This window comes from Herbaspirillum sp. RTI4 (assembly GCF_034313965.1).
Taxonomy (GTDB): Bacteria; Pseudomonadota; Gammaproteobacteria; order Burkholderiales; family Burkholderiaceae_D; genus Herbaspirillum.
This window is the reverse complement of the sequence record NZ_JAVIWQ010000002.1, coordinates 45411-71918: the sequence shown is the minus strand read 5'-3', so window position 1 is coordinate 71918 and position 26508 is coordinate 45411. Positions and strand designations below refer to the sequence as shown.

Below are 26508 nucleotides of genomic sequence, written 5' to 3'. Positions count from 1 at the left end.
CTAAGCGACGTAATCACCTCGCCAAATGTGACGTTTGACGAAGCTAGGATGCGGAGAAAATCCTATAGAAATGACGATTCGGAGACTGTACGTCACAATCTAAAGGGCGGCGATATTCGTCAGGCTTCATTTGTAAATCTTTAGAGGGCGGAATCGAGCTTCCCATCCGGCGAGCGGATATGGTCGATCAGCGCTTGCGTGCGCGCATCCGGCGGCGGCGTCAGCAGGCTGGCGACAATGATGGCCAGCGTACCGGCCGGAACGCCGAAGACGCCGGCTGAAATCGCCGTGATGTGAAACCACTGATTGTCGGGAATGCCGCCGAAGGCCGGATGGGTGCGGATCATGTAGCCGACGCAGACGATGAAGCCAATCACCATCCCGGCAATGGCACCCGCCTGATTGGCGCGTCGCCAGAAGACGCCCAGCACCAGCACCGGAAACAGGGTGGAGGCCGCCAGCGAAAAGGCGGCGCCGACCATCGACAGAATATCGCTAGGCTTGAGCGATGCGGCATAGGCCGCCAGCAAAGCCACTACCAGCAACAGCAGTTTCGAGATGGTCACGCGCTTCTGCGTGGAGGCGCTGGGGTCGACGATCTTGTAGTAAACATCGTGCGACAGAGCATTGGAAATGGTCAGCAGTAAACCATCGGCAGTCGAGAGCGCCGCAGCCAGTCCGCCGGCAGCCACCAGCCCGGAAATGAAATACGGCAGACCGGCAATTTCCGGTGTGGCCAGCACGATGATATCGCCATCGAGCGAAATTTCGCTGAGCTGGACGATATGGTCGTGGTTCAGATCGGCGATGCTGACCAGCGGATTGACCTTGTCGATATTGGCCCAGTAATACACCCAGTCCGGCAAGTGCGCATAACTGCTGCCGACCAGCGTGGTGTAAATATCGTATTTCACCAGTACCGCCAGTGCCGGTACGGTGATGTAAATCAGCAGGATAAAAAACAGCGTCCAGAATACTGATTTGCGGGTCTGCTGCACCGATGGCGTCGTGTAATAGCGCATCAACACATGCGGTAATGCGGCGGTGCCCATCATCAGACAAAACACCAGTGCCAGAAAATTATTGCGTTTGATGTCGGCAATTTCCTTGTCTTTTCCAGGAAACGGTTCCGTCTGCGATAGCGGCGGGGCGGCGCGTGCGAGGTTGGCTGTTCGTGCTTCACTCCATTTGCGCTCGGCCTCCTGCACGCTTTTCGGATAGCTCGATAACTCACGGTTGGCCGCCTTGATTTCTATCAGTGTGGCGTTGCTGTTGTGGCGCACGATGTTGATGTGCTGCTGCGCTGCCTGGCGGCCGTTTTCCCACGATTGAGGCAAGCCATCGAGCTTGTGCTGGAAGTCGTCGGCGCGTTGCTGGAAGATGGCGCGCACTTCTTTTTCGCGAGGATCGTCCTTGAGCCGGGTTTCGATTTCATGCAAGGTCGGCAGGACGGCCCCGTAGGCGACTTGCGGCACCGGTACGCTGGTGTGTTTGGCGGACAGCCAGATAACGGGGATCAGGTAGGCCAGCAAAATGATGATGTATTGCGCAACCTGGGTCCAGGTAATTGCCCGCATGCCACCGAGGAAAGAGCAGACCAGAATGCTGGCCAGACCAAGGAAAATGCCGATTGAAAAATCGATGCCGGTGAACCGCGAAGTAATCAGACCGACGCCGTAAATTTGCGCGACAACATAGGTGAAGGAAATGATGATGGTGGCGATGACCGCCAGTAGCCGCACGGGGGTGCCACCGTAGCGGCCGCTATAGCGTTCGGCCAGAAAGTCGGCAATCGTGTACTGGCCGAATTTGCGCAGATAAGGGGCGATCAGTACTGCGACCAGACAATAGCCGCCAGTCCAGCCGATGATGTAGGCGAGGCCGTCGAAGCCTTGCAGATATAGTCCGCCGGCAAGACTGATGAAGGTGGCCGCGGAGATCCAGTCGGCGGCGGTGGCCATGCCGTTGAACAGGGCGGGAACGCGGCGTCCGGCGACATAGTATTCGGGCACATCGGAGGTGCGGCAGACAACGCCGATGCCGGCGTACAGCGCAATAGTCACGAACATGAACAGATAGCCGATCCAGACGCGCGGCATGCCTTCGTGTTCCAGTATCGCCAGCACCATCAGAAAGGCAATGAAACCCAGTGTGTACCAGCCATAGTAGCGGCTGAGCCGGCGGGTAAACAGTTTATTGTTCATTGTCGCGATCCGTCCCGGTCTGTTGCAAGGCGTAGCGCTGGTCGAGCCGTTTCATGGCGACGGTATAAAAAGCGACTAATGCCAGATACATCAGCGCGACGCCCTGCGCTGCCATGTAAAACGAGAGCGGCCAGCCGAACAGCACGATGGTGTTGAGTTCGCTTGCAAAATAAATCACTAAAAAAGTAACAGCGAACCAGATGGCGAGCAGGCTCAGTGTGAGGTTGCGCGTCGCCTGCCAGCAAGCCTGCCGGTTGAGCGGGGCAGGTGCGTGCTGATCGTGAGGAGGTTTCTGCGTGTCGGTCATTGCTTGGTCATCCGTCAGTCGGGTTCGTCGGTAGCGGGCAGGTCAGGCATGAGCGGAAGGGACACACGCAACAGACAGCCGGGGAGTTTCGGATCGTGGGTGCGCGGATTCGTGGCGATGCTGACCGTAGCGCCGTGCTGCTGGGCAATTTCGCGCACGATGGCCAGACCCAGTCCGCTGCCGGCGGTTTGCGTGCCGAGGATGCGGTAAAAGCGTTCAAACACATGGCCGCGTTCGGCGGCCGGAATGCCGGGGCCGGTATCTTCGACTTCCAGCAGCGCTAATCCCGCCTCGGGATTGCTGCTGACCCTTACCGTGACGCTGCCGTTGGCGGGCGTGTAGCGCAAGGCGTTGTCGAGCAGATTACTTAACAGTTCGCGCAGCATGATCGGGTTAGCTGCCACGGTGATGACTTGCTCTGCTTGTTCAAAGCCGAGATCGATGTGCTGCGTAAAGGACATCGGGACCCAGTCCTGCACGACGCTGCGGGCGAGGTCGGCTAGTTCGAGCGCGATGAACGGGGTGGTTGCCGACGTCTGGTTTTCGGCGCGGGCGAGGGAGAGTAATTGGTTGATCAGGCGGGTGGCGGATTCTGAACTTTTTGCCAGTTGTTCCAGCGAGCGGTGGATGTCGGCCTGATCGGTCTGGCGCAGTGCCAGTTCGGATTGCATGCGCATGCCTGCCAGTGGCGTTTTCATCTGGTGGGCGGCATCGGCGATGAAGCGTTTCTGGGTTTCTATGGTTTGCGAAAGCCGCGCCAGCATGTCGTTGAGGGAGCGTACCAGCGGTGAAATTTCTTCCGGGACCTGACGTGAATCGATGGGGCTGAGGTCGTCGGGGCGGCGGGCGCGTATGCGTTTCTGCAATTCCGACAGCGGCGACAGACCGCGTGATAAGGCCAGCCAGACCAGTGCCAGCGCCACCGGCAAAATCACAAACTGCGGCAGGATCACGCCCTTGATGATTTCATTGGCCAACTGGGCGCGTTTGTCCAGCGTTTCGGCCACTTGCACGGTCGCCAGGCGAGGTTTGCTGGCGGTATTCTGTTGTTCGACAATGCTGCGCAGATCGACCTGGGTATAGGCGATACGAATATCGGTGCCATGAAAAATATCATTGCGAAATAGCACGACGCCCGGCGTTAGTTTTTCCTCGTCTGGCGGAGGGAGTGTCAGGTCGTGGTCGCCTTCCACGATGTCACCGCTGGGGCCGCTGACCTGGAAATAGATATTGTCGATATCGTCGGCGCGCAACAGATCGCGTGCCGACGCAGGCAAATGCGTGCTGATTTTGCCCCTGACTTCGCTGACCTGTTGCGCCAGAACGGTGACGCTGTCTTCCAGCGCGCGGTCGAACGGCTGGTTAGCGATCGATTGCGCGATCAGATAGGTGATGGCAATGCTCACTGGCCATAGCAGCAGCAGCGGCGCGAGCATCCAGTCGAGAATTTCTCCGAATAGTGAGCGCTGGATGCGTTCTTGCGGCTGCGTGTCGATCATGTTTGCGGAGTGGGCAAGCCCTAGATGCCCGCACTGGTAGCGGGTTGGATTTCCGGTAATTTTTCCAGGCAGTAGCCAAGGCCGCGAACGGTGGCGATGCGGATGCCGCCGGTTTCAATTTTTTTGCGCAGACGATGCACGTAGACTTCAATGGCGTTGTTGCTGACTTCTTCGCCCCATTCGCACAGGTGATCGACCAGTTGCTCTTTGGAAACCAGCCGGCCGGTACGTTGCAGCAGGACTTCGAGCAAGCCCAGTTCGCGCGCCGACAGATCCAGCATTTGTTCGCCGATATAGGCGCTGCGGCCGACCTGGTCGTAGCTCAGCGGGCCGTGCCGGATCACCGTCGGGCCGCCACCGGCGCCGCGCCGCGTCAGCGCCCGCACCCGCGCTTCCAGTTCCGATAGGGCGAATGGTTTGGCCATGTAGTCGTCGGCACCGAGGTCGAGGCCTTGCACGCGCTGTTCGACTGAATCGGCCGCAGTGAGGATGAGGACGGGCAGGCGTGAGTTACGCGCCCGCAAGCGGCGCAGTACTTCCAGGCCGGATAGTTTGGGCAAGCCGAGATCGAGGATCAGTAAATCGAAATCTTGTGTGGACAGCGCCGAGTCGGCTTCGAGGCCGGTCTTGACGCAGTCGGTTGCGTAGCCGGAGTGACGCAGCGAACGCGTCAGTCCATCGGCCAGCACACTATCGTCTTCAGCCAGTAAAATGCGCATGGTGACCCCGGTTGGAAGGTGGTGAAGACATTTGCTGAATTAATCATCCATCCACAATGTGGATCAGCAATGCGGGACAACAAGGTGGGGCAACATCGTGAGGCAGTGATCTCATCAGCGATGCCTGGCAGTGTTTCTCATTAGGACAAGAACCCTGCCGGATGGCGCTGGCGCAATGCGCTGATGCAGTGGAAAGTCAGTTATTTTCTAAATTATTATGCACAATTGCTTGCTATTCTACTCAATCGCCCTTACCTCAGGGCTATTGTTTCTCTACCATTGAAAAAATTCGCTCAGCCGCCATATAGCTAACTCACCAGGCTGTCCATGCGGGCTTTGTTATAATTTGCGACGCTGTGTGTAGTGAGGGGTAATTGAGGAGGGGTAATTGAGGCGCAATGGAGGGGCAACTGACCACTGCGGGAAGTTCAGGCTCGGTACCGTTTGCTCTTTATTTGACACCTTACTGTCGTAGTCTCATTGCCGCATCACTCTTTTCTGTTCAATGCGCCAATTCTTTTTTTTACTGTTGATGGCCCTGTTACCACTGCAAGCATTTGCCGTGGTAGCCAGTAGTGCGTCCAACGGCGCTGCGCGCGTAGTCGAGGCGCAGCAGCAAAATAGTCTCGCCGCATCTGCAAGGCAGATGTCCGACATGGCTCCCTCCGATCAGGCCTTGAGTGATCAGCAGGATGCGCCGGGGGGTATGCCGGACGACACTGGCGAAGATTTGTCGGCGGATATGTCTGCCTCTCACGCCGGTCTGGACGAATTCGCCTTGTTGCCGTCGATGGTATTTGGCGTCCCTCATGTCGTCACGATGGTTTCGTCTTCTTTCGACGATATGGCGCGGCAGCCGCCGTTTTTGCCGCCTGCGGCTCGCCCGCCCCGCGCCTGATCGGGGCCGGGTTCTCTGGATTCCCCGGCCTGCTGCGATGTTTCGCAGTCGCCTTCGCGCAGGTCAGGCTCCTGACACATTGATTTTATTCAATCGTATTTGCTCTCATTTGCGCGCTCATTTGTATTAAAGCCAGTTTTCATTTTCCATTGGAGATAGTCATGAAAAAAGTATTTGTCGCATTCGTTATCGCGGCGCTCACGCTGACTGCGGGTATCGGTTCCGCTGAGGCCAGACGCCTCGGTGGCGGAGGTTCCTTCGGTAAGCAGTCGAGCATGCAGCGCTCTGCTCCTGCATCGGCTCCTGCCGCCAAGCCTGCTGCTCCGGCGGCAACGCCGCAAGGCATGCCGCCAAAACCAGCCAGCCCATGGAAGGGCATATTGGGTGGCGCATTGCTGGGCCTTGGTCTGGGCGCAATGCTGTCGCACTTCGGCATGGGCGGCGCACTGGGTAGCATGATCAGCACCCTGTTGATGGTGGCGCTGTTAGGTTTCGCCGCGATGTTCATCTATCGCATGTTTCGTCGTAAAACTGAAGGCGAGCAAGCGCAGCCGGCCTATGCCACGCGCGCACCGGGCGATTTTCTGGCCAATACAGAACCTTTCCCTAATACGCCGATGGCTCGTCAGGCAGCGCCTGAAATCGGTTCAGGCATTGCAGGTGCCGATGCCGCATCCGGTATCGGCGGAGCTTCTACCTTGGGCGCTCCTGCTGATTTCGATACGACGGGTTTCCTGCGTCATGCAAAAACCTATTTCATCCGCCTGCAAGCGGCGTGGGATAAGGCGGACATCGAGGACATCCGGGAGTTTTCTTCGCCTGAAATGTTTGCTGAGCTGAGATTGCAAATCCAGGAACGCGGTGCAACGTCCAACCATACCGACGTCATGACGCTGGATGCGCAGTTGCAGGGGATCGAAACCATAGGTGGCGAGTATCTGGCCAGCGTCAAATTTTCCGGCATGATCAAGGAAGATCTGAACGTGTCGGCAGAGCCATTCGCGGAAATCTGGAACTTGTCGAAGCCGGTAAGCGGCAACGGCGGCTGGGTTCTTGCCGGGATACAACAACTGGGCTAATCAGGCGGATTGTTTCGCTTCGATCGCTTAAAACCGCCGGCGGCTTCGTCGGCGGTTTTTTTATGTGCGCCCAGCATGGGGGTACTTCTGAGGAGGCAAGCCGCGCGGTTAGTTGGCCTCTGTCAGCAAGGTCAAGCGTCACGGTGCAAGGGTATGCCCTTGTCAATCGTCGTGAGTCATGAAGTACGCCGGAAAAACAGGCGTGCAATAATCAGCACTGGCCTCGTTGCAGGCCAAGCGATTTTTCCTACTTATCACTACCGCGTCAGGACCATCATGCAATATCGGCGTTTGGGCAAGAGCAACCTAAAAGTATCCGCGTTATGTCTCGGTTCGATGATGTTCGGTGATCAGACGGAGGACGAAGAGGCCGGACGTATATTGGCCTCTGCCCGCGAGCATGGGGTCAATTTCATTGATACCGCCGATGTGTACACCAAAGGCAAGTCGGAAGAAATGGTGGGCCGTTTGCTGCAGGGTCAGCGGCACCACTGGATATTAGCCAGCAAACTCGGCAACCCCATGAGCGATGCGCCGAACGAATCCGGTTACTCGCGCCAGTGGATTCTCCGCGAAACGGAAAACAGCCTGCAACGGCTGGCGACGGATTATCTGGACATCCTTTATTTGCATCGCGACGAACCAGAGCAGAATCTGGAAGAGGCAGTACAGGCGCTGGGAGACCTGATCCGGACGGGCAAAATCCGTTCTTTTGGCGTTTCCAATTTCCGTGGCTGGCGCATTGCGGAAATCATTCGCCTGTGTGAAAAAAATGGCGTGCCGGCACCGGTGGTGTGCCAGCCCTATTACAACCTGCTCAACCGCGGACCGGAAGTGGAAATTTTGCCAGCCTGCGCCCACTACGGTTTGGGTGTGGTGCCCTACAGCCCGATCGCACGCGGCGTATTGACCGGTAAATATGCTCCCGGCGTCAAACCGGCTGAAGATACGCGCGCCGGACGGGGCGATAAGCGCATGATGCAAACTGAATTCCGCGAAGAATCGCTGGAAATCGCACAAACGCTGAAAAATTATTGCGAAGAACGTGGCGTCAAGCTGGGTAACTTTGCAACAGCCTGGGTGCTGGCGAACCCGCATATCAGCAGCGTTATCGTCGGCCCTCGCACATTGGCGCAGATGGAAGACTATTACGCCGCGCTCGACCTAATCGTTAGTCCTGAAGAAGAGCTGCTGGTGGATGGACTGGTCGCACCGGGGCATGCCTCAACGCCCGGCTATAACGATCCGAGCTACCCGTTTTTTGGCCGTCGCAGTATGTGATGCGGCATCTTGCAGACGGATGCCAGATACCCGGCCGGATACAAGATTTATCATTCCACCAGGGAAATAGTAAAAAGAACTTGCGTAATACACTGTTTTTTTATACAGTACTATCCGTGCAGTTAAAATGCCAGACGCAATACCCCTGATTACCCGGTTTTTACGCCCCCTCTTGCTGAAAGAAGATTCATATGGACGACAAAAAGAACGCTGGCTCTGACAAAGCCGCCGACAAAGCTGCCGATAAAGCGGCTGACAAAGGCGCTTCTGAAAAAAGTAAGGCGCTTGCCGCTGCGCTGGCGCAGATAGAAAAGCAATTCGGCAAGGGCTCGGTGATGCGCATGGAAGACGGCGCGGTCATGGAAGAAATCCAGGTATTTTCAACCGGCTCGCTCGGTCTCGACATCGCTCTTGGCGTTGGCGGCCTGCCACGCGGACGCGTGGTGGAAATCTACGGCCCGGAATCATCGGGCAAGACCACGCTGACTTTGCAAGCCATCGCTGAAATGCAAAAACTGGGCGGCACTTGCGCCTTCATTGATGCAGAACATGCACTGGATGTCACCTATGCACAGAAGCTGGGCGTCAACCTGTCGGAGTTGCTGATTTCGCAGCCGGACACCGGCGAACAGGCGCTGGAAATTGCCGATGCGCTGATCCGCTCCGGCGCGGTCGATCTGATTGTGGTCGACTCGGTCGCCGCTTTGACGCCGCGTGCTGAAATCGAAGGCGACATGGGCGATTCTCTCCCTGGCCTGCAAGCGCGTTTGATGTCGCAAGCCTTGCGCAAGCTGACCGGCAGTATCAACCGCACCAATACCGCAGTGATTTTCATCAATCAGATACGGATGAAAATCGGCGTCATGTTCGGTAATCCCGAAACAACGACCGGCGGTAATGCCTTGAAGTTCTACGCTTCCGTGCGACTGGATATCCGCCGTACCGGTTCGATCAAGTCCGGCGATGAAGTGATTGGCAGCGAAACCAAGGTCAAAGTCGTCAAAAACAAAGTGGCGCCGCCGTTCCGCGAAGCGCACTTCGATATCTTGTACGGAGAAGGCACCTCACGCGAAGGTGAAATCCTCGATCTGGGTTCCGATGCCAAGATCGTTGAAAAGTCCGGGGCTTGGTATAGCTATAACGGCGAACGTATCGGTCAGGGTAAGGACAATGCACGCAATTACCTGAAAGAACGTCCTGAACTGGCGCGGGAAATTGAAAACAAAGTGCGCGTTGCACTGGGTGTTCCTGAATTGGCTGGTGGCCAGGTCAAGACCGCTGCGCCGAAAGCCGCGACTGCCAAGGACAAAGACAAAGACAAGGATAAAGACGCGGCATAATTGCCGGACGGCCCGTATGGGTCGTGCCGGGGCGGGTATCAATCACGGTTTGCCTGCCCCGGTGTTGGAATCACTGTATTGACGGACGGTACTGACTACTTATGACAAGACCGTCTATCAGCCAGAAAAACGGCCCAAAAAGCAGCCCAAAAAGCAGCCCAAAAAGCAGCTCAAAAATCAGCCTCAAAACCAGAGCCTTGCGATATCTCTCCCAGCGAGAGCATAGCCGGCTGGAGTTGCAGCGCAAGCTCGCTCGTTACGCCGAAGAATCGGATGATATCGATGCCGTTCTTGACTGGTTACAGCAATCCAATTTTCTCTCTCAAGAGCGCTTTTCCGAGTCGCTCGTCAATCGTCGCGCTGCCCGATTTGGCAATTTACGCATTATGTACGAGCTTCAAGGCCATGCACTTGGTGATGAACTTACTGCCAATGTCAAAGTGCGACTGGCCGGCGATGAGATTGAGCGTGCCTGTCAGGTGCTGCGCAAAAAATTTGACTCCCCTCCTGCCGACGCCGAACAACGCGCAAAACAAATGCGGTTTTTGCAACAACGGGGGTTTTCTTCCTCGGCGATACAAGCCGCGATCCGGGTGAAGCGCGAGGATGGCGAGGACGATACCTACAGCGAGGATTGATCCTGTCTGCGCGCGGCTAAGAGCGTAGGGGGCGTGCAAGCTGTGCTACACTCGCTCGGTTTTGTTGCGCCGCAGGAAAGTATCGTTTTCTGTGCGAAATCGGGTCGGCCACCGGTTTTGAGCCGACGTAAGTCGCTGCTGCGAATTTGAGCCTGGTCTCCCATTGCACGATATAGCATCACCCTTCATGTCCCCATTCTTGTCGAATTTCCTACCGATTCCAAAAAAAATGTCCACACGAGACTGCCTCGGTCGTTGGTTGCATGGGTGTGGTGTGTATTGCCGTGAAGCTATCGTCGTTACGGAACGGACTATCGGCTCAGTTGCCGTCGGCTTGGTAGCGGTCGGCGTAGTTGCAGGATTTCAGTTCAGTAAATTTTATTCAATTAGCGTTTAAAGGGAAACTCCCATGAAAATCCACGAGTATCAGGGTAAAGAAATTCTCAGCCAATTCGGCGTGACAGTGCCACGCGGTATTCCATGCAATACAGTGGAAGAAGCTGTCAAGGCAGCGGAAAAGCTGGGCGGACCAGTCTGGGTTGTCAAAGCCCAGATTCACGCAGGCGGCCGCGGTAAAGGCGGCGGCGTGAAAGTTGCTAAAACGCTGGAACAGGTCAAGGAATATGCGACCCAAATTCTGGGTATGCAGCTGATCACGCATCAAACCGGCCCGGAAGGTCAAAAAGTGCGTCGCCTGCTGATTGAAGAAGGCGCGGACATCAAGAAAGAACTGTACGTCAGCATGGTCACCGACCGTGTCAGCCAGCGCGTGGTGCTGATGGCGTCCAGCGAAGGCGGCATGGATATCGAAGAAGTGGCAGAAAGCCATCCTGAATTGCTTCATCGCGTCATCATCGATCCGGCTACCGGCCTGACCGATGCCGATGCAGACAGCATCTCCGCCAAAATCGGCGTGCCTCCTGCATCGATCGCCGATGCACGCAAGCAACTCCAGGGTTTGTACAAGGCCTATTGGGAAACCGACTGCTCGCTGGCGGAAATCAACCCGCTGATCCTGACCGGCGACGGCAAAGTGATCGCGCTGGACGCCAAGTTCAATTTCGACGCTAACGCGCTGTTCCGTCATCCAGAAATCGTCGCTTACCGCGATCTGGACGAAGAAGATCCGGCAGAAGTCGAAGCATCCAAGTTCGATCTGGCCTATATTTCGCTCGACGGTAACATCGGCTGCCTGGTCAACGGCGCTGGTCTGGCAATGGCCACCATGGACACCATCAAGCTGTTCGGCGGCGAACCTGCCAACTTCCTGGACGTGGGCGGCGGAGCAACGACAGAGAAAGTCACAGAAGCCTTCAAGATCATGCTCAAGAATCCTGAGCTGAAAGCCATTCTGGTCAACATTTTCGGCGGCATCATGCGCTGCGATGTGATCGCTGAAGGCGTGATCGCTGCTTCTAAAGCAGTATCGCTGAAGGTGCCACTGGTCGTGCGCATGAAGGGAACCAATGAGGAAATCGGCAAGAAACTGCTGGCCGACTCCGGTTTGCCCATCATTGCGGCAGACAGTATGGAAGAAGCTGCGCAAAAGGTAGTCGCAGCAGCTAACGGTAAATAATAGGACAAGGAACAGACATGTCGATCCTGATCAACAAAGATACTAAAGTTATCACCCAAGGCATCACCGGCAAGACCGGCCAGTACCATACCCGCGGCTGCCGCGATTATGCGAACGGCAAGGCTGCATTCGTTGCTGGTGTGAACCCGAAAAAAGCCGGCGAAGATTTCGAAGGCATCCCGATTTTTGCTACCGTCGCTGACGCGAAGGCACAAACCGGCGCCAACGTTTCCGTCATTTACGTGCCGCCAGCCGGCGCTGCTGCGGCGATCTGGGAAGCGGTCGAAGCCGACCTCGATCTGGCCATCTGTATCACTGAAGGTATTCCAGTCCGTGACATGCTGGCACTGAAAGACCGCATGGCGAAGTCAGGCAGCAAGACTTTGCTGCTGGGCCCTAACTGCCCAGGTCTGATTACGCCCGATGAAATCAAGATCGGTATCATGCCAGGCCATATCCACAAAAAGGGCCGCATCGGCGTCGTCTCGCGCTCCGGCACGCTGACGTATGAAGCAGTCGGTCAACTGACCGCGCTTGGCCTTGGCCAATCGTCGGCAGTCGGTATCGGCGGCGACCCAATCAACGGTCTCAAGCACATCGACATCATGAGAATGTTCAATGATGATCCTGATACTGACGCCGTCATCATGATTGGTGAAATCGGCGGTCCTGACGAAGCGAATGCTTCTTACTGGATCAAAGACAACATGAAAAAACCAGTGGTCGGCTTTATTGCTGGCGTCACTGCGCCAGCAGGCAAGCGCATGGGTCATGCCGGTGCCTTGATTTCTGGTGGTGCAGACACAGCAGAAGCCAAGCTGGCCATCATGGAAGCTTGCGGCATTACGGTCACACGCAACCCGTCCGAAATGGCGCGTTTGTTGAAGGCAATGCTGTAATTCGGACTGTTTAATCAGACCGGCTTGCTGAAAACGATAAGGGGAGCTGCGGCTCCCCTTATGCGTGGTGCGGATGAAGTGCGCTCATGGTGTGTCCGCCACGGCGTGGATGGGGTCTCTTATCCTCCAGTCCCGAACGAAATCCTTAGGCAATCTGCAAGCGTCATTTGACAAGCGTCGTTTAGAAAGTAAAAATTTGAGACTTGTTTCGGATTTCATTGATTTCATGGCGAGATCTGATTCCGTCAAGTCGTAGCAAAAAAGTTTCACGGAACCTGCTGCAAGGAAACGCACAGGATCGCTCAATACCTATTTCATTTTCGATCGGAATCGCATGGACAGCACTAATGGCGCAGATAAAAAAGAAGAAGCACCAACCGGACGTCGGATCAAGGGATTTACGTTGATCGAATTGATGGTGGTGCTGGGGATTATCGGTTTGCTGGCCTCATTTGCGATACCGCAATACCGTAATTACATGGTGCGGACCCGTGTGGTCGAAGGCCTCAATCTGGCCTCCGGTGCCAAGCTGGCGGTAGCCGAGGCTGCCCAGGCGCAGGTGATGGGCAAGGCATTGACGGCGGCGCAAGTCGCGTACACCTCGCCGGAGTCGACGCCGAATGTCGAGAGTATCGCTGTTGGCGAGGGTGGTGTTGTGACGATCACCTATAAAGCCGGCATCGGCGATGTCAATGTCACGTCGCCTACGCTGACCCTGGTACCGACATTTGGTGCCGGCGCGATCAGTTGGCAATGTGTCGCAGCAGGGGTGGCGCAGGAAACGCCGGCAGGCAGCACAACAAATACCCTCTTCGCCGCAGGTACCTTGCCCAAGCAATTCGCACCGGCAAACTGCCGCGGAGCGTGATCCTCAGGGATTAATCGTACTTACCGGAACCGGGGACTGAGAACCGAGCCAGATTTGATCTGACACTGTCTGCCTGATCAAAAACAGTTCGGTTATTTGCAGACTCTAGTCCCCCAGGTCGATCCGTGCCGCCAGAGGCAAGTCCACTGGCAGTTCGTAGTGAGAGATCACCCATGCGCGCGCAGGGTGATCTGCTACTGACCTCAAATGCGTCAGCACAAAATCAATCGATGCCTGGTCGAGTGCGGCGAAGGGCTCATCAATCAAGGTCAGGACAGCGCCGGAAGCAAAGGCCGCAGCGAGCCAGACTTTACGTTTTGAGCCGGTCGATAACCTGAACAGCTCTTTTTCAAGATGCGGCTGCAGAGACAAACCGTCAATCAAGGTGGCCAACAGCGGCTCGTTAAATTCGGGGTGCAGGCCTTGCTGCAATTTGAAATAAGCGATTGCCGTCATCGGATCAAACGCATCGGAACGCGGATTGGTGGCAAACACTTGCTGCCGGTATGCAGCCGGATTGTCGCTCAGGCAGGCATCATTCAGTTGCAAACGACCGGATTGTGCCGCCAACTCCCCCGCCAGCAAACGCAGCAGCGTCGTTTTTCCTCTGCCATCCCCGCCAAGAACCAGGGTAATCCCCGGGGGAATGTCGGCAGACCAGTCTGCGAACAGCGGATGATCGGGATAAGCGAAGCAAAGCTGGCTGGCTTGCAGAACGAGGGGCTTGCGAGTGGAGAGAGCTTCGATAGATCCGCCTGTGGGGTCGTATTAAGAATGCACACTGAACAAGAGAAATAAGTGTCCCTCTGCGATCATCAGTGAAGTGGAATTGAGTTGCTTGCGGACACACTCGAGAGCATCCTAATTCTGCTTAAGGAGTAGTGTTGGGTGCAACCCAGTCACCCGATTTTCCGCCATGCTTTTCCAGCACCCGGATATCGCCCATCACCATCCCCCGATCTACGGCCTTGCACATATCGTAGATCGTCAGCAGTCCAATCTGAACGGCCGTCAGCGCCTCCATTTCAACCCCGGTCTTGCCAGTGGTTTGCGCGCGCACGGTGCAATGGATAGTCGATGTCGCCGCGTCGATATCAAACGCGACGGCGACATGGGTTAGTGCCAGAGGATGACACAAGGGAATCAGATCGGAGGTGCGCTTGGTCGCCATGATGGCCGCGATACGGGCAATGCCCAGCACGTCCCCTTTCTTTGCGCTGCCGGACTGCACGATCGCCAGTGTGGCGGGCTGCATGCGGATCGATCCAGCGGCAAGGGCAATCCGCGCCGTATCCTCTTTCGCGCCAATGTCGACCATGTGGGCGGAGCCGGTGCTGTCGAAATGCGTCAGCGTGGCAGATACAGGAGAAGGGGAGGACGTGGATGGCTTAGTCATGCGCGGGAACCGACAATCAAAAGAAAAGCGTTGGCCGAAGGCATTACGACGCGCAATAGCCGTCGTTACCTGCGAGAAGAAAAACCGTCTGCATCATAGCATCGGCCATTCGGGACGATGGCGCAGAGGCCGCGCCAAAAAATCACTCGCGAGGTTTGGCAATGAAGCCGAACTGAAGCGGCAGTGATAATGCATCCGTGTCGATACGACGGACTGGCAGAGACTGCCCGCGCCATTGGAGGCAGAGCGCGGCGGCGCTAGTGCCCTCCAGCCACGCCAGCAAAGCCGCTTCCGATGGCTCGGACTGATCCATGCGCAGCAGGGCAAGGCATTCGGCGCTGTCACGGTCGTCGATGGCGGCAACACCGAAATCGCCGGTGAGGAAAAATTGCCCGGCATCGCTCAGCAAGACTTCAGCAATCGCGTCAACGCTATTGCCATCGTGCAGCAGAAAACCGGCGCTGGCATCGGTATGGGCAATCCAGGGCGTCAGTTGCAAATCCACAAAAACCCGCTGCGGACCGTTTTGAAAATACCAGCGACCTTGCGCGTCGTGGTTGTAATTGCGATGGATGAACGCCAGCAAGGCTTCATGCTGGATACGGTCGCCGGTCAGGTTCAGCGCTTGCGTCCGTTCGTCGCGCATGCGAAAAGCGCCGCGTGCATCGAGCGCCAGCCAGCCAAAGCAGTGCGGCACGTTGGGCCATTTTTGCATGGCCAGTTTGACTTGTTCATCCATGCTCAGTGTGTCTCCAGAAATTGCAATAGCCGCTGCGGAAGCCAGTCGATGCGCCCCGGCGCGGTACCGACCGGGAAGCCTACATGTCCGCCTTGCATTGGGTACTCCAGCGTGACAGCCGGTGCGGCAGTGGCCGGCAAATAGCGCGCCGGGAGGAAAGGATCGTTCTGCGCATTCAGAACCAGCGTCGGGACGGTGATGTCGCCGAGAACATGACAGGCGCTGGCGCGATCCCAGTAATCGTCGGCATCGCGGTAGCCGTGCAGGGGGGCGGTCACCAGATCGTCGAAGGCATGCAGATCGCGGGTTTGCAGCAAGGTCTCGCGGTCGAACAGTCCTGGAAATTGCTCCAGTTTGCGCAGGCATTTAACGTGTAGTGTACGCAGGAACGAGCGGGTGTACACGCGACTGAATCCTCGGCCGAGGGCTTCGCCGCCACCGGCCAGATTGAGCGGCGCTGAAACCGAACAGGCCGCGGCGATGAACTCGGCGCTATGTTGCGACTCCCCCAGCCAGCGCAGCAAGGCATTGCCGCCGAGTGAAACGCCGCAGGCATAAAGTTTCCCGGTCTCATTTAAATGCTGACCTGGCTGCTGACGTTCCGCCAGTCGGCGCAGAATCCAGTCCACTTCCTGAGTGTCGCCGGAATGATAAAACCGGGGGGCCAGATTGATGGTGCCGGAACAGCCACGAAAATGCGGTACTGCGCCCGACCATCCACGTTGTGCCACCTGCGCCATCAAGGCGCGCGAATAGTGGCTGTCCGAGGAGCCTTCCAGTCCGTGAAACAGAACGACCAGTGGCTTGCCGGGGAGGCCATCGACAAAATCGACGTCGATGAAATCGCCATCCGGCGCATCCCACCGTTCGCGTCGGTAGGCCACGGGTGGCTTGGCGATGCAAGTGGCGGCGAAAATGGTTTGCAGGTGGCCGCCGGGAAGCCAGCGGGGAGCTTGGTAAAGCATGGTGCGCCCGTAGTAAGGAGAGGATTCGTCTGTGGTTGCTGCCCGAGCCGTCGGCACCCGCCGTGCGTTCGTACTCGTCAATGAACGGTGAGGTAACAGTAGGGGAACGGAACGATAAAATTCAGCCGCGCAGCAGCGTAATCAGCGCTTACCTAGTGCAGCAGGGCTCCGGCCATTGATTCCTGCGGCGCTTGACCCGAAGCAATCGAGGCATGATGCATGACGATGCGCCAGCCCTTGGCAGTTTTGATGAAGACATTGGTGGCAATCACATGCACATCGGTTTGCATGGTGGCGGCATGGTGGATTTCTTCGATCAGACTATGCGCTGCGGTCATCATATTGTGGGAAGAATGAAGCTGACGCGGTCGGATATGGACGCTGCCGCGCGAGAAAATATCTTCCCATGCCTCCCTGATGGCGGCATGGCCGATCAGGCGGGGGCCGCCCGGATGAATGCAGACAATTTCTTCATCGTCCGCCCACAGCGCCATTAGGGCGGTGATGTCGGAGCGACTCAATGCATCGTAATACGCCGTCTCAATATCGTCTGGCGAACCGTAGATCAGTTTTGCGCGTGGCATCCCATGCTCCGAGTTCAATAACAAAAAACGTGGCGGCGCGGGACAGGCCGCACCGGATTGCGCACTGGCGTGCGCAGTATCTTCATTTTCAGTGCGTTTTAGTGGGCGTGAACGACCGCACCGGCTTTCAGTTGATACAAGGTGCCGCAGTAGGGACATTTGGCGTGGCCGGCAGCATCCAGCTCCAGGAATACCTTGGGATGTGAAGACCAGTGGGGCATGTTGGGATTGGGACAAAACGCAGGCAAATCCTTGCCGTCGAGTTCTACCGCTGCAGCAGTCGAGGGTGCAGCAGTGAATGGTGTTTGACTCATGAGTTTCTCCGATGGAAATGACAATACGGCTGGACATCGCTGGTAGCAATGCCTGGTCTGAAAATGGTGAAGCTCCTAATTCTAACGGATTCAAGTGTGTATCCGCCTTACTCTGTAGAATGTTTGGCACAGGGGGCGCGACAAAAACCATTCCAGCGCCTCTATACGGGACAGCAATGACGATGGAGACAAGGGCCGCGCAACCAGTCGCGGCATCGCAGGTGCGTGTGCGCGAACGCTCACAGCAAATTGAGCGCGCTGCTTTCTGGGCTGGTTTCAAGGCGAGCGCAGGAACGATGCCGGCCATGTTTGCCTGGGGGATCGTCTCCGGGATGGCCATGTTGAAATCCGGCATGAGCGTGTGGCAGGCGATGGGCATGACATTGTTCGTCTATGCCGGCTCCGCACAGTTTGCGGCATTGCCTTTGCTGGTCGATCATGCGCCGGCGCTGATGATTTTTTTTACCGCAGTGATCGTGAATCTGCGCTTCATGATTTTTGCGGCGATCATGGCACCGCATTTTCGCCATCTGCCCTGGTATCAGCGGCTCTGGTACAGCTACTTCAGCGGCGATATCGCCATTATTTATTTCCCCCAGCGTTTCAGTGCTGAAACCGCCGCACGTCCGGCCGGCAAGATCGGCTATTACAGCGGCATCAGCTATCCGAGCTGGTATAGCTGGCAATGTGGCTCGGTGCTGGGGATTTTGCTGGCCAGTCAGATTCCGGCAAGCTGGAATATCGGCTTTGCCGGGACGCTGGCCTTGCTGGCTATTTTGATTCCCATGATTGTCAATGCGGCCACGCTGGTCGGCGCCCTCGTCGGCGGGGCCGTTGCGGTGGCCGGCATAGGATTGCCGTTTCGAATGGGATTGCTGCTGGCGGTGGTCTTGGGCATGGGTGCTGCCATGCTGACCGATGTCTGGATAGAAAAGAGGAAAGCATGAATGCGATGGATGTCTGGCTCGCTATTGGTTTGTTGGTCCTGGCGACCTTCCTGACGCGCAGCCCGTTTTTCTTGTTCGGCCACGCGGTCAGGATGCCCTTGCGCTTGCAGCACGCACTGCGTTATGCGCCAGCGGCGGCAATGGCGGCCATTATCTTGCCGGACCTGTTGACCAATGGCGGCGTGCCGGATCTGCATTGGGCCAATCCCAAATTACTGGCCGGAATCGCCGGGGCGCTGATCTTTGTTGTGACCCGCAATATGTTGGGTACCATCATCGGCGGCATGCTGATGTTCTCCCTGTTAAGACAATTTCTGTGAAGTTCTCATGTTGACGCCGACTTGCCGCTGGTTTTACCGGATGTCGCAAAATCGCCTGAGACAGTGCTGCTGGGGTAAAATCCTTCTTTTGCCGTTTTCGCTCAAACCACTATGAAATTCAATCGACTCAGCGACTTAATCGCCGCCAATCAGCTTCAGGGCAAGCGCGTATTTATCCGCGCCGATCTTAATGTGCCGCAGGACGATCAGGGCAATATCACCGAAGATACGCGCATACGCGCTTCGCTGCCGGCAATCCGCCAGGCTTTGCAGGCGGGAGCGGCGGTGATGGTGACTTCGCATCTGGGCCGTCCGGTCGAAGGCGAATTCAAACCGGCCGATACGCTGGCACCGGTCGCGCAGCGACTGGCTGAGCTGCTCGGACAGCCGGTCGAACTGAAAAGCGACTGGACCGACGGCGTCACGGTAGCAGCGGGACAGGTGGTTCTGCTGGAAAACTGCCGCCTCAACAAGGGCGAAAAGAAGAATGACGAAGCGCTGTCGCAAAAAATCGCGGCGCTGTGCGACATCTATGTCAACGACGCTTTCGGTACCGCGCACCGGGCAGAGGCCACGACGCATGGCGTGGCGCGTTTCGCGCCGGTGGTGTGCGCCGGCCCCTTGTTGTCGGCAGAGCTGGATGCGCTGGGTAAGGCGCTGGGCCAACCTGCGCGGCCGCTGGTGGCGATTGTGGCCGGGTCCAAAGTGTCGAGCAAGCTGACCATCCTCAAGGCGCTGGCCGGCAAAGTCGATCAGCTCATCGTCGGCGGTGGAATTGCCAATACCTTCATGCTGGCCGCCGGTCTGAATATCGGCAAGTCGCTGGCCGAACCCGCCTTGCTGGACGAAGCGCGGGCGATCATGGCGCTGATGGCCGAACGCGGCGCATCGGTGCCGATTCCGGTCGATGTGATTTGCAGCAAAGAATTTTCTCCTGTTGCCGTGGCCACGACCAAGCTGGCAACGGAAGTGCAGGACGATGACATGATTTTCGATATCGGCCCGCAAACAGCAGCAACGCTGGCAGCGCAAATTGCACTGGCCGGCACCATCGTCTGGAACGGCCCGGTAGGTGTGTTTGAGTTCGATCAGTTCGGCGCCGGCACCAAAACGCTGGCGCAGGCCATTGCCGGATCGCCCGGATTTTCGATCGCCGGCGGTGGCGATACGCTGGCGGCGATTGCCAAATACGGCATCGCGGATCGCATCGATTACATCTCCACCGGCGGTGGCGCATTCCTTGAGTTCCTGGAAGGCAAAACCCTGCCAGCAGTCGATATCCTCATCCAACGGGCCGCTTAAGCGGTTTCTATCACCCCACGTCCTTACCACCAACCGGGAGTCAGCCATGTCACGAGCCACCAAAATTGTCGCCACCATCGGCCCTGCTTCCAGTGATCGTGAAACGCTGACCCGCATGATCCAGGCGGGTGTGAATGTGGTGCGCTTGAATTTTTCCCATGGCGTGGCGCAGGACCATATCGATCGCGCCGTGCTGGTGCGCGAAGTGGCCGAAGCATGCGGCTCTCAGGTGGCGATCATGGCGGATTTGCAGGGCCCGAAGATTCGGGTCGGCAAATTCGAGAATGGCAAGATTGAACTGGTCAAGGGCGCGCATTTCATTCTCGATGCGGCCTGCGAGCTGGGTAATCAGGACCGTGTCGGTCTCGATTACAAGGCCTTGCCGCGCGATCTGCATGCAGAAGATGTGCTGTTGCTCAACGATGGCCTGATCGTGCTGGTGGTCGAGCGCGTGCAGGGCAGCGAGATTCATACCATCGTCAGGATCGGTGGCGAACTGTCGAACAACAAGGGCATTAATCGTCAGGGCGGCGGTTTGTCGGCCCCGGCGCTGACGGCCAAGGATATGGAAGACATCAAGACGGCCATGAGTTTTCAGGCTGACTATGTGGCGGTCTCCTTCCCGAAAAATGCGACGGACATGGAAATGGCGCGTCAGCTCGGTAACGTCGCCGGCGAGCCCTTCGGCCATCGTCCGCTGATGATTGCCAAGATCGAGCGCGCCGAGGCGATCCCGCTGCTCCAGGAAATTCTCGATGCGTCGGACGGCATCATGGTGGCGCGTGGCGATCTGGCAGTGGAAGTCGGCAATGCCGCGGTGCCGGGTTTGCAAAAACGCATGATCAAGATGGCGCGTGCCTCCAACAAGCTTGCCATTACCGCGACGCAGATGATGGAGTCGATGATCTTCAACGCGGTGCCGACGCGCGCCGAAGTGTCGGATGTCGCCAATGCGGTACTCGATGGCACTGATGCAGTGATGACTTCAGCGGAAACCGCATCGGGTAAGTATCCGGTGGAAACGATTGAGGCCATGTCGGCGATTTGCTACGAGGCGGAAAAATCGGAAGACTACAAGCTCGATGCCGATTTTCTGAATCTGACCTTTACCCGCATCGATCAGTCGATTGCTTATGGCGCTTTGTTTACCGCGCATCATCTGAGGGTCAAGGCCATTGCGGCACTGACCGAGTCGGGTTCGACGGCGCTGTGGATGAGCCGGCACAGTATCGATGTGCCTATCTTTGCCATCACGCCCAACGTGCTGACGCGCCGCAAGGTGGCGCTGTATCGCAATGTGCGGGCGTTCGAGCTGGCGCAATCGACCAATCTGGAAGTCGTGCTCAAGGGCGTCCAGGATTTGTTGCTCAGGCAGGGCGTGGTGCAAAAAGGCGATTTGATTGTCGTTACCTGGGGCGAGCCTATCGGTCAGGTGGGCGGCACCAATGCCATGAAAATTTTGAGGGTCGGCGAATACTAAGACCGGGTTTGGTCGGCGCGCTGGGTGCGCCGCTTTCCGGGTGCGGTGCGCCGAAAGCCGTGAAATCATTATTCTCAGGATAGACGCAAAAGGCCGATGGCCAGCAAGTAGCGCGACAAGGCAAGGCAACAACGCCAGCGGGCTTTTGCGTAAATCCTAATGCTATTTAATTTATTGTCTGGAGACTTGTTATGCCTATCGTATCGATGCGCCAATTGTTGGACCATGCAGCTGAAAACGGCTACGGCCTGCCAGCGTTTAACGTCAACAATCTGGAACAGGTCACTGCCATCATGCAGGCAGCGGACGAAGTCGGTTCGCCCGTCATCATGCAAGCCTCCGCAGGCGCGCGCAAATACGCGGGTGAAGCCTTTCTGCGTCATTTGATTTCCGCTGCGGTGGAGGCGTATCCGCATATCCCGGTCGTGATGCATCAGGATCACGGCCAGTCGCCGGCAGTGTGCATGGCGGCGATCAAGTCCGGTTTCAGTTCGGTCATGATGGATGGTTCGCTGATGGAAGACGGCAAGTCGGTTGCCAGCTATGAATACAATATCGAAGTGTCGCGCAAGGTGGTCGAATTTTCGCATTTCATCGGCGTGACGGTCGAAGCAGAGCTGGGCGTGCTCGGTTCGCTGGAAACCATGATGGGCGATAAGGAAGACGGTCACGGTGCCGACGGAAAAATGACGCGCGAACAGTTGCTGACCGACGTGGCGCAGGCCGCCGATTTCGTCCAGCGTACGCAATGCGACGCGCTGGCCATCGCCATCGGTACTTCGCATGGCGCTTACAAATTTTCGCGCAAGCCTACCGGCGATATTCTGGCCATTGACCGCATCAAGGAAATTCATGCCCGTATCCCGAACACGCATCTGGTGATGCACGGTTCGTCTTCGGTGCCGCAGGAATTGCTGGCCGAGATTCGCGAATTCGGCGGCGACATGAAAGAAACCTACGGCGTACCAGTCGAAGAAATCCAGGAAGGCATCAAGCACGGCGTGCGCAAGATCAATATCGATACCGATATCCGTCTGGCAATGACTGGCGCGATTCGCCGCTACCTGATTGAAAATCCGACCAAGTTCGATCCACGCGATTACCTCAAGCCAGCGCGCGAAGCCGCCATGCTGGTGTGCAAGGCGCGTTTCCTGTCGTTCGGCTGCGAAGGTCAGGCGGGCAAGATCAAGCCGGTGTCATTGGAAAAAATGGCAGAGCAGTACAAGAAGGGCGCGTTGTCGCAAATCGTTCAGTAACTTTGCATTGCCTCGCGATTGCTCTTGCTTGTTTTTGAGTAATTGGTCGATATCAGCAACACATACCGGGACTGCATCGTTGCAGTCCCGCTTTGATTTTACGGAAGAGCCATGACCAGTCTGCACCACACCTCGATTACCTCGCTGCCACTGTTGGGAAAAGGCAAAGTGCGGGACAACTACGCCGTAGGCGACGACAAATTGCTGATCGTGACCAGCGACCGCCTGTCGGCCTTCGACGTCATCATGAACGAGCCGATTCCAGGCAAGGGCCGGGTACTGAATCAGATGTCGGATTTCTGGTTTGAAAAACTGGCGGGAATTGTGCCGAATCATTTGACCGGCATTGCGCCGGAAACTGTGGTCGCTCCCGATGAGGTCGAACAGGTGCGCGGCCGGGCTGTGGTGGCCAAACGCTTGCAGCCGATTCTGGTCGAGGCCGTGGTGCGCGGTTATCTGATCGGCTCCGGCTGGAAGGATTATCAGGACACCGGTTCCGTGTGCGGTATTGCGCTGCCGGCCGGATTGCAACAGGCGGCGCAATTGGCCGAGCCGATTTTCACGCCGGCAGCCAAGGCGGAAATGGGATCGCACGACGAAAACATCAGCTTTGCCGATATGGAAGCGCGCATTGGCGCCGATCTGGCGCAGCGCATCCGCGATATCAGCATCCGCCTCTACAGCACGGCCGCCGAGTACGCCGCGACGCGCGGCATCATCATCGCCGACACCAAGTTCGAATTCGGACTCGATGCCGATGGTGTGCTGCATTTGATGGATGAAGTGCTGACCGCCGATTCCTCGCGCTTCTGGCCGGCTGAGAGTTACCGGGTCGGTATTTCGCCACCGTCGTTTGATAAACAGTTCGTGCGCGATTATCTGGAAACCGTGACCGATTGGAAAAAAACGCCGCCGGCGCCCGCTTTGCCGGCTGACGTAATCGAAAAAACCGGCGCTAAATATCGCGAGGCGCTGGAGCGTCTGACCGGCGCACCGCTGAAGGACTGACATGGCTGAATTGAATGAAGTGAATCTGAATGCAGCGAATCTGAAGGCAGCGAATGCGCCGCTGGTCGGTATCGTCATGGGTTCTTCCTCCGACTGGGATGTGATGCAACATGCCGTCGCCATGCTGAAAGAATTCGGCATTGCGCATGAGGCGCAGGTGGTATCGGCGCATCGCATGCCGGATCAGATGTTTGCTTACGCGGAACAGGCGCAGGCGCGTGGTCTGCGCGCCATCATTGCCGGTGCGGGTGGGGCAGCCCATCTGCCGGGCATGCTGGCCGCCAAAACCATCGTGCCGGTGCTGGGCGTGCCGGTACCTTCCAAATATTTGCGCGGCGAAGATTCGCTGCTGTCCATCGTACAAATGCCCAAAGGCATACCGGTGGCGACTTTTGCGATTGGCGAAGCCGGTGCAGCCAATGCCGCGCTGATGGCGATTGCCATATTGGCCGCTAATGACGCGACGCTGGCGTCTGCCTTGCTGGCATTCCGGCAGCGTCAGACGCAGCAAGCCATCGATATGAAATTGCCGGTATGAGTCGGCCGCATCTCTCGTCCGGGGCCTTGTTGCCAACCGCCACACCCGCAGCCTGGTTGGGCGTGATGGGTGGCGGCCAGTTGGGCCGGATGTTTGCGCATGCGGCGCAAAGCATGGGCTACAAGGTCGCGGTGCTGGAGCCGGAGACAGATTGCCCGGCTGGGCAAGTGGCTGATCTGCATGTAGAGGCCGGTTACAACGATCCCCTTGCCCTGCAAAAACTGGCTGACTTATGCGTCGCCGTGACAACGGAATTTGAAAATGTGGCTGCGCCCAGTCTGGCCTCATTAGCGCAGCACAGCTTTGTCGCGCCCAATGCCGCTGCGGTGGCGATTGCGCAGGATCGTATCGCTGAGAAGGCGTTTTTTACCGGATGCCATGCCGCATCGGGTGTTGCTCCTGCGCCGCACCACATCATTGCCAGCCCCGCGGATATCGATGCGCTGCCCGCGCAGTTACTGCCTGGTATTTTGAAAACCGTTCGCATGGGTTACGACGGCAAGGGGCAGGTGCGGGTGCGGACCTTGGCAGAGGTACGCAGTGCCTTTGCCGATATGCAGCAAGACTATCCCGACATGCGTTGCGTGCTGGAAAAAATGCTGCCGCTGGCCTATGAAGTTTCCGTGCTGGTGGCGCGTGGTGCCGATGGCGAAGCGGCGGTATATCCGATTGCGGAAAACGTGCATCGTGACGGTATCTTGTTCAGTACTACGGTACCTGCATCGAGCATGGGGCCGGAGCTGGCGGCGAAAGCGCAGCATGCTGCATTGGCCATCAGCGCGGCTTTGTCGTATGTCGGCGTGTTGTGCATAGAATTTTTTGTGCTGGAAAATGGCGAGCTGGTGGTCAATGAAATGGCGCCGCGTCCGCACAATAGCGGCCATTACACGATGGATGCCTGCTTCGCCAGCCAGTTCGAGCAGCAGGTCAGGGCGATGGCGCGTCTCCCGTTGGGTGATACGCATCAGCATTCGCCTGCGGTGATGTTGAATCTCTTGGGCGACTTGTGGTTCGAGGCGGGTAGTGATGCTTCGGATACCCCGCGTGAGCCAGCCTGGGATCGTATTCTGGCCTTGCCGGGTGCGCATCTGCATCTGTACGGCAAGTCGCAGGCGCGGCCCGGTCGCAAGATGGGACATATCACTTTCGTCGCGCCGACGCCGGTGCAGGCGCGGGCGCATTTTGAGGCGGCGTGCGCGATCCTCGGTCTTGAGGGATGAGCGACCTGGACGTCAGCGGAATCGACCGGCTTGCGATAGCGCGGGCAGCGCGTTTGCTTGAGGCCGGTAAGCTGGTGGCGTTTCCCAGCGAGACGGTCTACGGCCTCGGTGCCGATGCCGAAAATCCGCAAGCTGTCGCGGATATTTATGCCGCTAAAGGGCGGCCTGCCGACCATCCGGTGATTGTCCATGTGGCTCCGCAAGCTGACATCGCTTATTGGGCGCGCGATATTCCCCAGGCGGCACATCAATTGATGGCGGCGTTCTGGCCGGGTCCGCTGACGCTGATTTTGCTGCGTGCGGCGGGGATTGATCCCATTGTTTCGGGCGGGCAGGAATCGGTTGGTTTGCGTTGTCCTTCGCATCCGGTTGCGCAAGCGTTGCTGCGTGAATTCAAAGGCGGCAAGGGCGGTATTGCCGGCCCTTCCGCGAACAAGTTTGGCCATGTCAGTCCTACGACCGCGCAGCATGTGCGCGATGAGTTTGGCGATGACGGCTGGATTGATGAGATTTTGGAAGGCGGACAAAGCGAGGTCGGTATCGAATCGACCATTATCGATTTGTCGCGCTATGCCAGCCATGGCCCGGTATTGCTGCGTCCGGGCCATATCAGTGCGGCGCAGATTGAGGCGGTATTGGGTGTGACGGTGCAGATGCCGGATGCGGCTGCTCCTCGTGCTTCCGGTACCTTGGACGCGCACTATGCGCCGCATACGCCGATGGCGATGGTGGCGGGTGCGGAGATTGCGTCGGTGGCTGTTCGTCTTGGCAAAGCCGGTAAAAAAATGGCGATCATGCACATCACTCCGCTGGCTTGCGCATCGCACGCCAGCATTGCACTGCCATCTGAGGCGGCTGCTTATGCGCATGACTTGTATGCGTCCCTGCGTGCGATGGATCAGGTCGGTGCTGATCTGATCTTGCTGGAGGCCGCTCCTGCTGGCGCTGCATGGCAGGGAATCAATGATCGTTTGCGGCGCGCTTGCCATGATTCGGCAGGAGTGCTTGAGCGCTTGCTGGCAACGGCCTGATCTTTCAGACTTCTCAGACTTCTCAGACTTCTCAGACTTCTCAGACTTCTCAGACCTCTCAGACCTCTCAGACCTCTCAGATAGACGTCGTCGTTCCTAG

The 26508-nt window shown here is 57.3% G+C and carries 27 protein-coding genes; 17 read left to right on the top strand and 10 right to left on the bottom strand.

Annotated features, from left to right (window positions below; translation table 11 throughout):
- Nucleotides 1-140: 140 nt before the first annotated feature.
- From RGU70_RS00560 to RGU70_RS00545, 4 genes are read right to left on the bottom strand one after another with little or no spacing between them, the layout of a single operon-like run.
- Nucleotides 141-2204: a sodium:solute symporter family protein gene (locus RGU70_RS00560; protein ID WP_322207489.1), complete on the bottom strand. Its 2064-nt coding sequence runs from the start codon at nt 2202-2204 to the stop codon at nt 141-143.
- Nucleotides 2194-2511: a DUF4212 domain-containing protein gene (locus RGU70_RS00555; protein WP_322207488.1), complete on the bottom strand. Its 318-nt coding sequence runs from the start codon at nt 2509-2511 to the stop codon at nt 2194-2196. Before RGU70_RS00555 ends, RGU70_RS00560 begins: the two co-directional genes overlap by 11 nt.
- 14 nt (nt 2512-2525) lie before the next feature.
- Entirely contained in the window at nt 2526-4010 is a 1485-nt protein-coding gene (locus tag RGU70_RS00550) for a sensor histidine kinase (RefSeq protein WP_322207487.1), read from the bottom strand.
- Nucleotides 4011-4030: 20 nt separating this feature from the next.
- Nucleotides 4031-4729: a response regulator transcription factor gene (locus tag RGU70_RS00545; protein WP_322207486.1), complete on the bottom strand. Its 699-nt coding sequence runs from the start codon at nt 4727-4729 to the stop codon at nt 4031-4033.
- A gap of 532 nt (nt 4730-5261) precedes the next feature.
- On the opposite strand from RGU70_RS00545, the gene RGU70_RS00540 reads away from it, so the two are divergent.
- The 8 genes from RGU70_RS00540 to RGU70_RS00505 all read left to right on the top strand — a co-directional run bounded on the left by RGU70_RS00540 (nt 5262) and on the right by RGU70_RS00505 (nt 13308).
- Nucleotides 5262-5627 (top strand): hypothetical protein, encoded by a 366-nt coding sequence (locus tag RGU70_RS00540; protein ID WP_322207485.1) that lies wholly within the window; start codon nt 5262-5264, stop codon nt 5625-5627.
- Nucleotides 5628-5788: 161 nt separating this feature from the next.
- Nucleotides 5789-6706: a Tim44-like domain-containing protein gene (locus RGU70_RS00535; protein ID WP_322207484.1), complete on the top strand. Its 918-nt coding sequence runs from the start codon at nt 5789-5791 to the stop codon at nt 6704-6706.
- A gap of 276 nt (nt 6707-6982) precedes the next feature.
- Nucleotides 6983-7987 carry an aldo/keto reductase gene (locus RGU70_RS00530; protein WP_322207483.1) on the top strand — a complete coding sequence of 335 codons (1005 nt, stop codon included), beginning with the start codon at nt 6983-6985 and terminating at the stop codon, nt 7985-7987.
- Nucleotides 7988-8178: 191 nt separating this feature from the next.
- Nucleotides 8179-9327 carry a recombinase RecA gene (gene recA, locus RGU70_RS00525; RefSeq protein WP_322207482.1) on the top strand — a complete coding sequence of 383 codons (1149 nt, stop codon included), beginning with the start codon at nt 8179-8181 and terminating at the stop codon, nt 9325-9327.
- A gap of 176 nt (nt 9328-9503) precedes the next feature.
- Nucleotides 9504-9965 (top strand): recombination regulator RecX, encoded by a 462-nt coding sequence (gene recX / locus RGU70_RS00520; RefSeq protein WP_322210653.1) that lies wholly within the window; start codon nt 9504-9506, stop codon nt 9963-9965.
- A 409-nt stretch (nt 9966-10374) separates the two neighbouring features.
- On the top strand, nt 10375-11541 hold the full coding sequence (sucC, locus tag RGU70_RS00515; RefSeq protein ID WP_322207481.1) for an ADP-forming succinate--CoA ligase subunit beta: 1167 nt from the start codon (nt 10375-10377) through the stop codon (nt 11539-11541).
- A gap of 17 nt (nt 11542-11558) precedes the next feature.
- Nucleotides 11559-12440 (top strand): succinate--CoA ligase subunit alpha, encoded by an 882-nt coding sequence (sucD, locus tag RGU70_RS00510; protein WP_322207480.1) that lies wholly within the window; start codon nt 11559-11561, stop codon nt 12438-12440.
- Nucleotides 12441-12774: 334 nt separating this feature from the next.
- Nucleotides 12775-13308 carry a pilin gene (locus tag RGU70_RS00505; RefSeq protein ID WP_322207479.1) on the top strand — a complete coding sequence of 178 codons (534 nt, stop codon included), beginning with the start codon at nt 12775-12777 and terminating at the stop codon, nt 13306-13308.
- Between the two features lie 105 nt (nt 13309-13413).
- Here RGU70_RS00505 and RGU70_RS00500 read toward each other — a convergent pair whose 3' ends face one another.
- The 6 genes from RGU70_RS00500 to RGU70_RS00475 form a co-directional block, all read right to left on the bottom strand.
- Nucleotides 13414-13956, bottom strand: a complete 543-nt coding sequence (locus tag RGU70_RS00500) for an ABC transporter ATP-binding protein (protein WP_323505501.1) — start codon at nt 13954-13956, stop codon at nt 13414-13416.
- Nucleotides 13957-14179: 223 nt separating this feature from the next.
- Nucleotides 14180-14704 (bottom strand): cyclic pyranopterin monophosphate synthase MoaC, encoded by a 525-nt coding sequence (gene moaC / locus RGU70_RS00495; RefSeq protein ID WP_322207478.1) that lies wholly within the window; start codon nt 14702-14704, stop codon nt 14180-14182.
- A gap of 142 nt (nt 14705-14846) precedes the next feature.
- Nucleotides 14847-15443 (bottom strand): DUF2946 family protein, encoded by a 597-nt coding sequence (locus tag RGU70_RS00490; RefSeq protein ID WP_322207477.1) that lies wholly within the window; start codon nt 15441-15443, stop codon nt 14847-14849.
- 2 nt (nt 15444-15445) lie between these two features.
- Complete coding sequence (locus RGU70_RS00485; protein WP_322207476.1) at nt 15446-16408, bottom strand: YheT family hydrolase; 963 nt, start codon at nt 16406-16408, stop codon at nt 15446-15448.
- A 152-nt stretch (nt 16409-16560) separates the two neighbouring features.
- Entirely contained in the window at nt 16561-16992 is a 432-nt protein-coding gene (locus RGU70_RS00480; RefSeq protein ID WP_322207475.1) for a YybH family protein, read from the bottom strand.
- A gap of 98 nt (nt 16993-17090) precedes the next feature.
- Nucleotides 17091-17306, bottom strand: coding sequence for a zinc-finger domain-containing protein (locus tag RGU70_RS00475; RefSeq protein WP_322207474.1), 216 nt, complete (start codon nt 17304-17306; stop codon nt 17091-17093).
- A gap of 182 nt (nt 17307-17488) precedes the next feature.
- Between RGU70_RS00475 and RGU70_RS00470 the strand changes: the two genes are divergently transcribed.
- The 9 genes from RGU70_RS00470 to RGU70_RS00430 all read left to right on the top strand — a co-directional run bounded on the left by RGU70_RS00470 (nt 17489) and on the right by RGU70_RS00430 (nt 26408).
- A complete protein-coding gene (locus RGU70_RS00470; RefSeq protein WP_322207473.1) occupies nt 17489-18253 on the top strand; it encodes an AzlC family ABC transporter permease in 765 nt (254 codons plus the stop codon).
- On the top strand, nt 18250-18573 hold the full coding sequence (locus tag RGU70_RS00465) for an AzlD domain-containing protein (protein ID WP_322207472.1): 324 nt from the start codon (nt 18250-18252) through the stop codon (nt 18571-18573). Before RGU70_RS00470 ends, RGU70_RS00465 begins: the two co-directional genes overlap by 4 nt.
- A gap of 111 nt (nt 18574-18684) precedes the next feature.
- Complete coding sequence (locus RGU70_RS00460) at nt 18685-19875, top strand: phosphoglycerate kinase (protein WP_322207471.1); 1191 nt, start codon at nt 18685-18687, stop codon at nt 19873-19875.
- A 46-nt stretch (nt 19876-19921) separates the two neighbouring features.
- The gene (pyk, locus tag RGU70_RS00455) at nt 19922-21355 is read left to right on the top strand and encodes a pyruvate kinase (protein WP_322207470.1); all 1434 of its coding nucleotides are present in this window, start codon (nt 19922-19924) and stop codon (nt 21353-21355) included.
- Between the two features lie 191 nt (nt 21356-21546).
- Nucleotides 21547-22611, top strand: coding sequence for a class II fructose-bisphosphate aldolase (gene fba / locus RGU70_RS00450; RefSeq protein WP_322207469.1), 1065 nt, complete (start codon nt 21547-21549; stop codon nt 22609-22611).
- 111 nt (nt 22612-22722) lie between these two features.
- Nucleotides 22723-23619 carry a phosphoribosylaminoimidazolesuccinocarboxamide synthase gene (locus RGU70_RS00445; protein WP_322207468.1) on the top strand — a complete coding sequence of 299 codons (897 nt, stop codon included), beginning with the start codon at nt 22723-22725 and terminating at the stop codon, nt 23617-23619.
- Nucleotide 23620: 1 nt separating this feature from the next.
- Complete coding sequence (purE, locus tag RGU70_RS00440) at nt 23621-24157, top strand: 5-(carboxyamino)imidazole ribonucleotide mutase (protein ID WP_322207467.1); 537 nt, start codon at nt 23621-23623, stop codon at nt 24155-24157.
- The gene (locus RGU70_RS00435; protein WP_322207466.1) at nt 24154-25377 is read left to right on the top strand and encodes a 5-(carboxyamino)imidazole ribonucleotide synthase; all 1224 of its coding nucleotides are present in this window, start codon (nt 24154-24156) and stop codon (nt 25375-25377) included. Before purE ends, RGU70_RS00435 begins: the two co-directional genes overlap by 4 nt.
- On the top strand, nt 25374-26408 hold the full coding sequence (locus RGU70_RS00430) for an L-threonylcarbamoyladenylate synthase (protein WP_322207465.1): 1035 nt from the start codon (nt 25374-25376) through the stop codon (nt 26406-26408). Before RGU70_RS00435 ends, RGU70_RS00430 begins: the two co-directional genes overlap by 4 nt.
- Nucleotides 26409-26508: the final 100 nt, after the last annotated feature.

Coding starts and splice junctions, on each gene's coding strand:
- RGU70_RS00560 (WP_322207489.1), bottom strand. CDS start 2,204: ATGAACAATAAACTGTTTACCCGCCGGCTCAGCCGCTACTATGGCTGG.
- RGU70_RS00555 (WP_322207488.1), bottom strand. CDS start 2,511: ATGACCGACACGCAGAAACCTCCTCACGATCAGCACGCACCTGCCCCG.
- RGU70_RS00550 (WP_322207487.1), bottom strand. CDS start 4,010: ATGATCGACACGCAGCCGCAAGAACGCATCCAGCGCTCACTATTCGGA.
- RGU70_RS00545 (WP_322207486.1), bottom strand. CDS start 4,729: ATGCGCATTTTACTGGCTGAAGACGATAGTGTGCTGGCCGATGGACTG.
- RGU70_RS00540 (WP_322207485.1), top strand. CDS start 5,262: ATGGCCCTGTTACCACTGCAAGCATTTGCCGTGGTAGCCAGTAGTGCG.
- RGU70_RS00535 (WP_322207484.1), top strand. CDS start 5,789: ATGAAAAAAGTATTTGTCGCATTCGTTATCGCGGCGCTCACGCTGACT.
- RGU70_RS00530 (WP_322207483.1), top strand. CDS start 6,983: ATGCAATATCGGCGTTTGGGCAAGAGCAACCTAAAAGTATCCGCGTTA.
- recA (WP_322207482.1), top strand. CDS start 8,179: ATGGACGACAAAAAGAACGCTGGCTCTGACAAAGCCGCCGACAAAGCT.
- sucC (WP_322207481.1), top strand. CDS start 10,375: ATGAAAATCCACGAGTATCAGGGTAAAGAAATTCTCAGCCAATTCGGC.
- sucD (WP_322207480.1), top strand. CDS start 11,559: ATGTCGATCCTGATCAACAAAGATACTAAAGTTATCACCCAAGGCATC.
- RGU70_RS00505 (WP_322207479.1), top strand. CDS start 12,775: ATGGACAGCACTAATGGCGCAGATAAAAAAGAAGAAGCACCAACCGGA.
- moaC (WP_322207478.1), bottom strand. CDS start 14,704: ATGACTAAGCCATCCACGTCCTCCCCTTCTCCTGTATCTGCCACGCTG.
- RGU70_RS00490 (WP_322207477.1), bottom strand. CDS start 15,443: ATGGATGAACAAGTCAAACTGGCCATGCAAAAATGGCCCAACGTGCCG.
- RGU70_RS00485 (WP_322207476.1), bottom strand. CDS start 16,408: ATGCTTTACCAAGCTCCCCGCTGGCTTCCCGGCGGCCACCTGCAAACC.
- RGU70_RS00480 (WP_322207475.1), bottom strand. CDS start 16,992: ATGCCACGCGCAAAACTGATCTACGGTTCGCCAGACGATATTGAGACG.
- RGU70_RS00475 (WP_322207474.1), bottom strand. CDS start 17,306: ATGAGTCAAACACCATTCACTGCTGCACCCTCGACTGCTGCAGCGGTA.
- RGU70_RS00470 (WP_322207473.1), top strand. CDS start 17,489: ATGGAGACAAGGGCCGCGCAACCAGTCGCGGCATCGCAGGTGCGTGTG.
- RGU70_RS00465 (WP_322207472.1), top strand. CDS start 18,250: ATGAATGCGATGGATGTCTGGCTCGCTATTGGTTTGTTGGTCCTGGCG.
- RGU70_RS00460 (WP_322207471.1), top strand. CDS start 18,685: ATGAAATTCAATCGACTCAGCGACTTAATCGCCGCCAATCAGCTTCAG.
- pyk (WP_322207470.1), top strand. CDS start 19,922: ATGTCACGAGCCACCAAAATTGTCGCCACCATCGGCCCTGCTTCCAGT.
- fba (WP_322207469.1), top strand. CDS start 21,547: ATGCCTATCGTATCGATGCGCCAATTGTTGGACCATGCAGCTGAAAAC.
- RGU70_RS00445 (WP_322207468.1), top strand. CDS start 22,723: ATGACCAGTCTGCACCACACCTCGATTACCTCGCTGCCACTGTTGGGA.
- purE (WP_322207467.1), top strand. CDS start 23,621: ATGGCTGAATTGAATGAAGTGAATCTGAATGCAGCGAATCTGAAGGCA.
- RGU70_RS00435 (WP_322207466.1), top strand. CDS start 24,154: ATGAGTCGGCCGCATCTCTCGTCCGGGGCCTTGTTGCCAACCGCCACA.
- RGU70_RS00430 (WP_322207465.1), top strand. CDS start 25,374: ATGAGCGACCTGGACGTCAGCGGAATCGACCGGCTTGCGATAGCGCGG.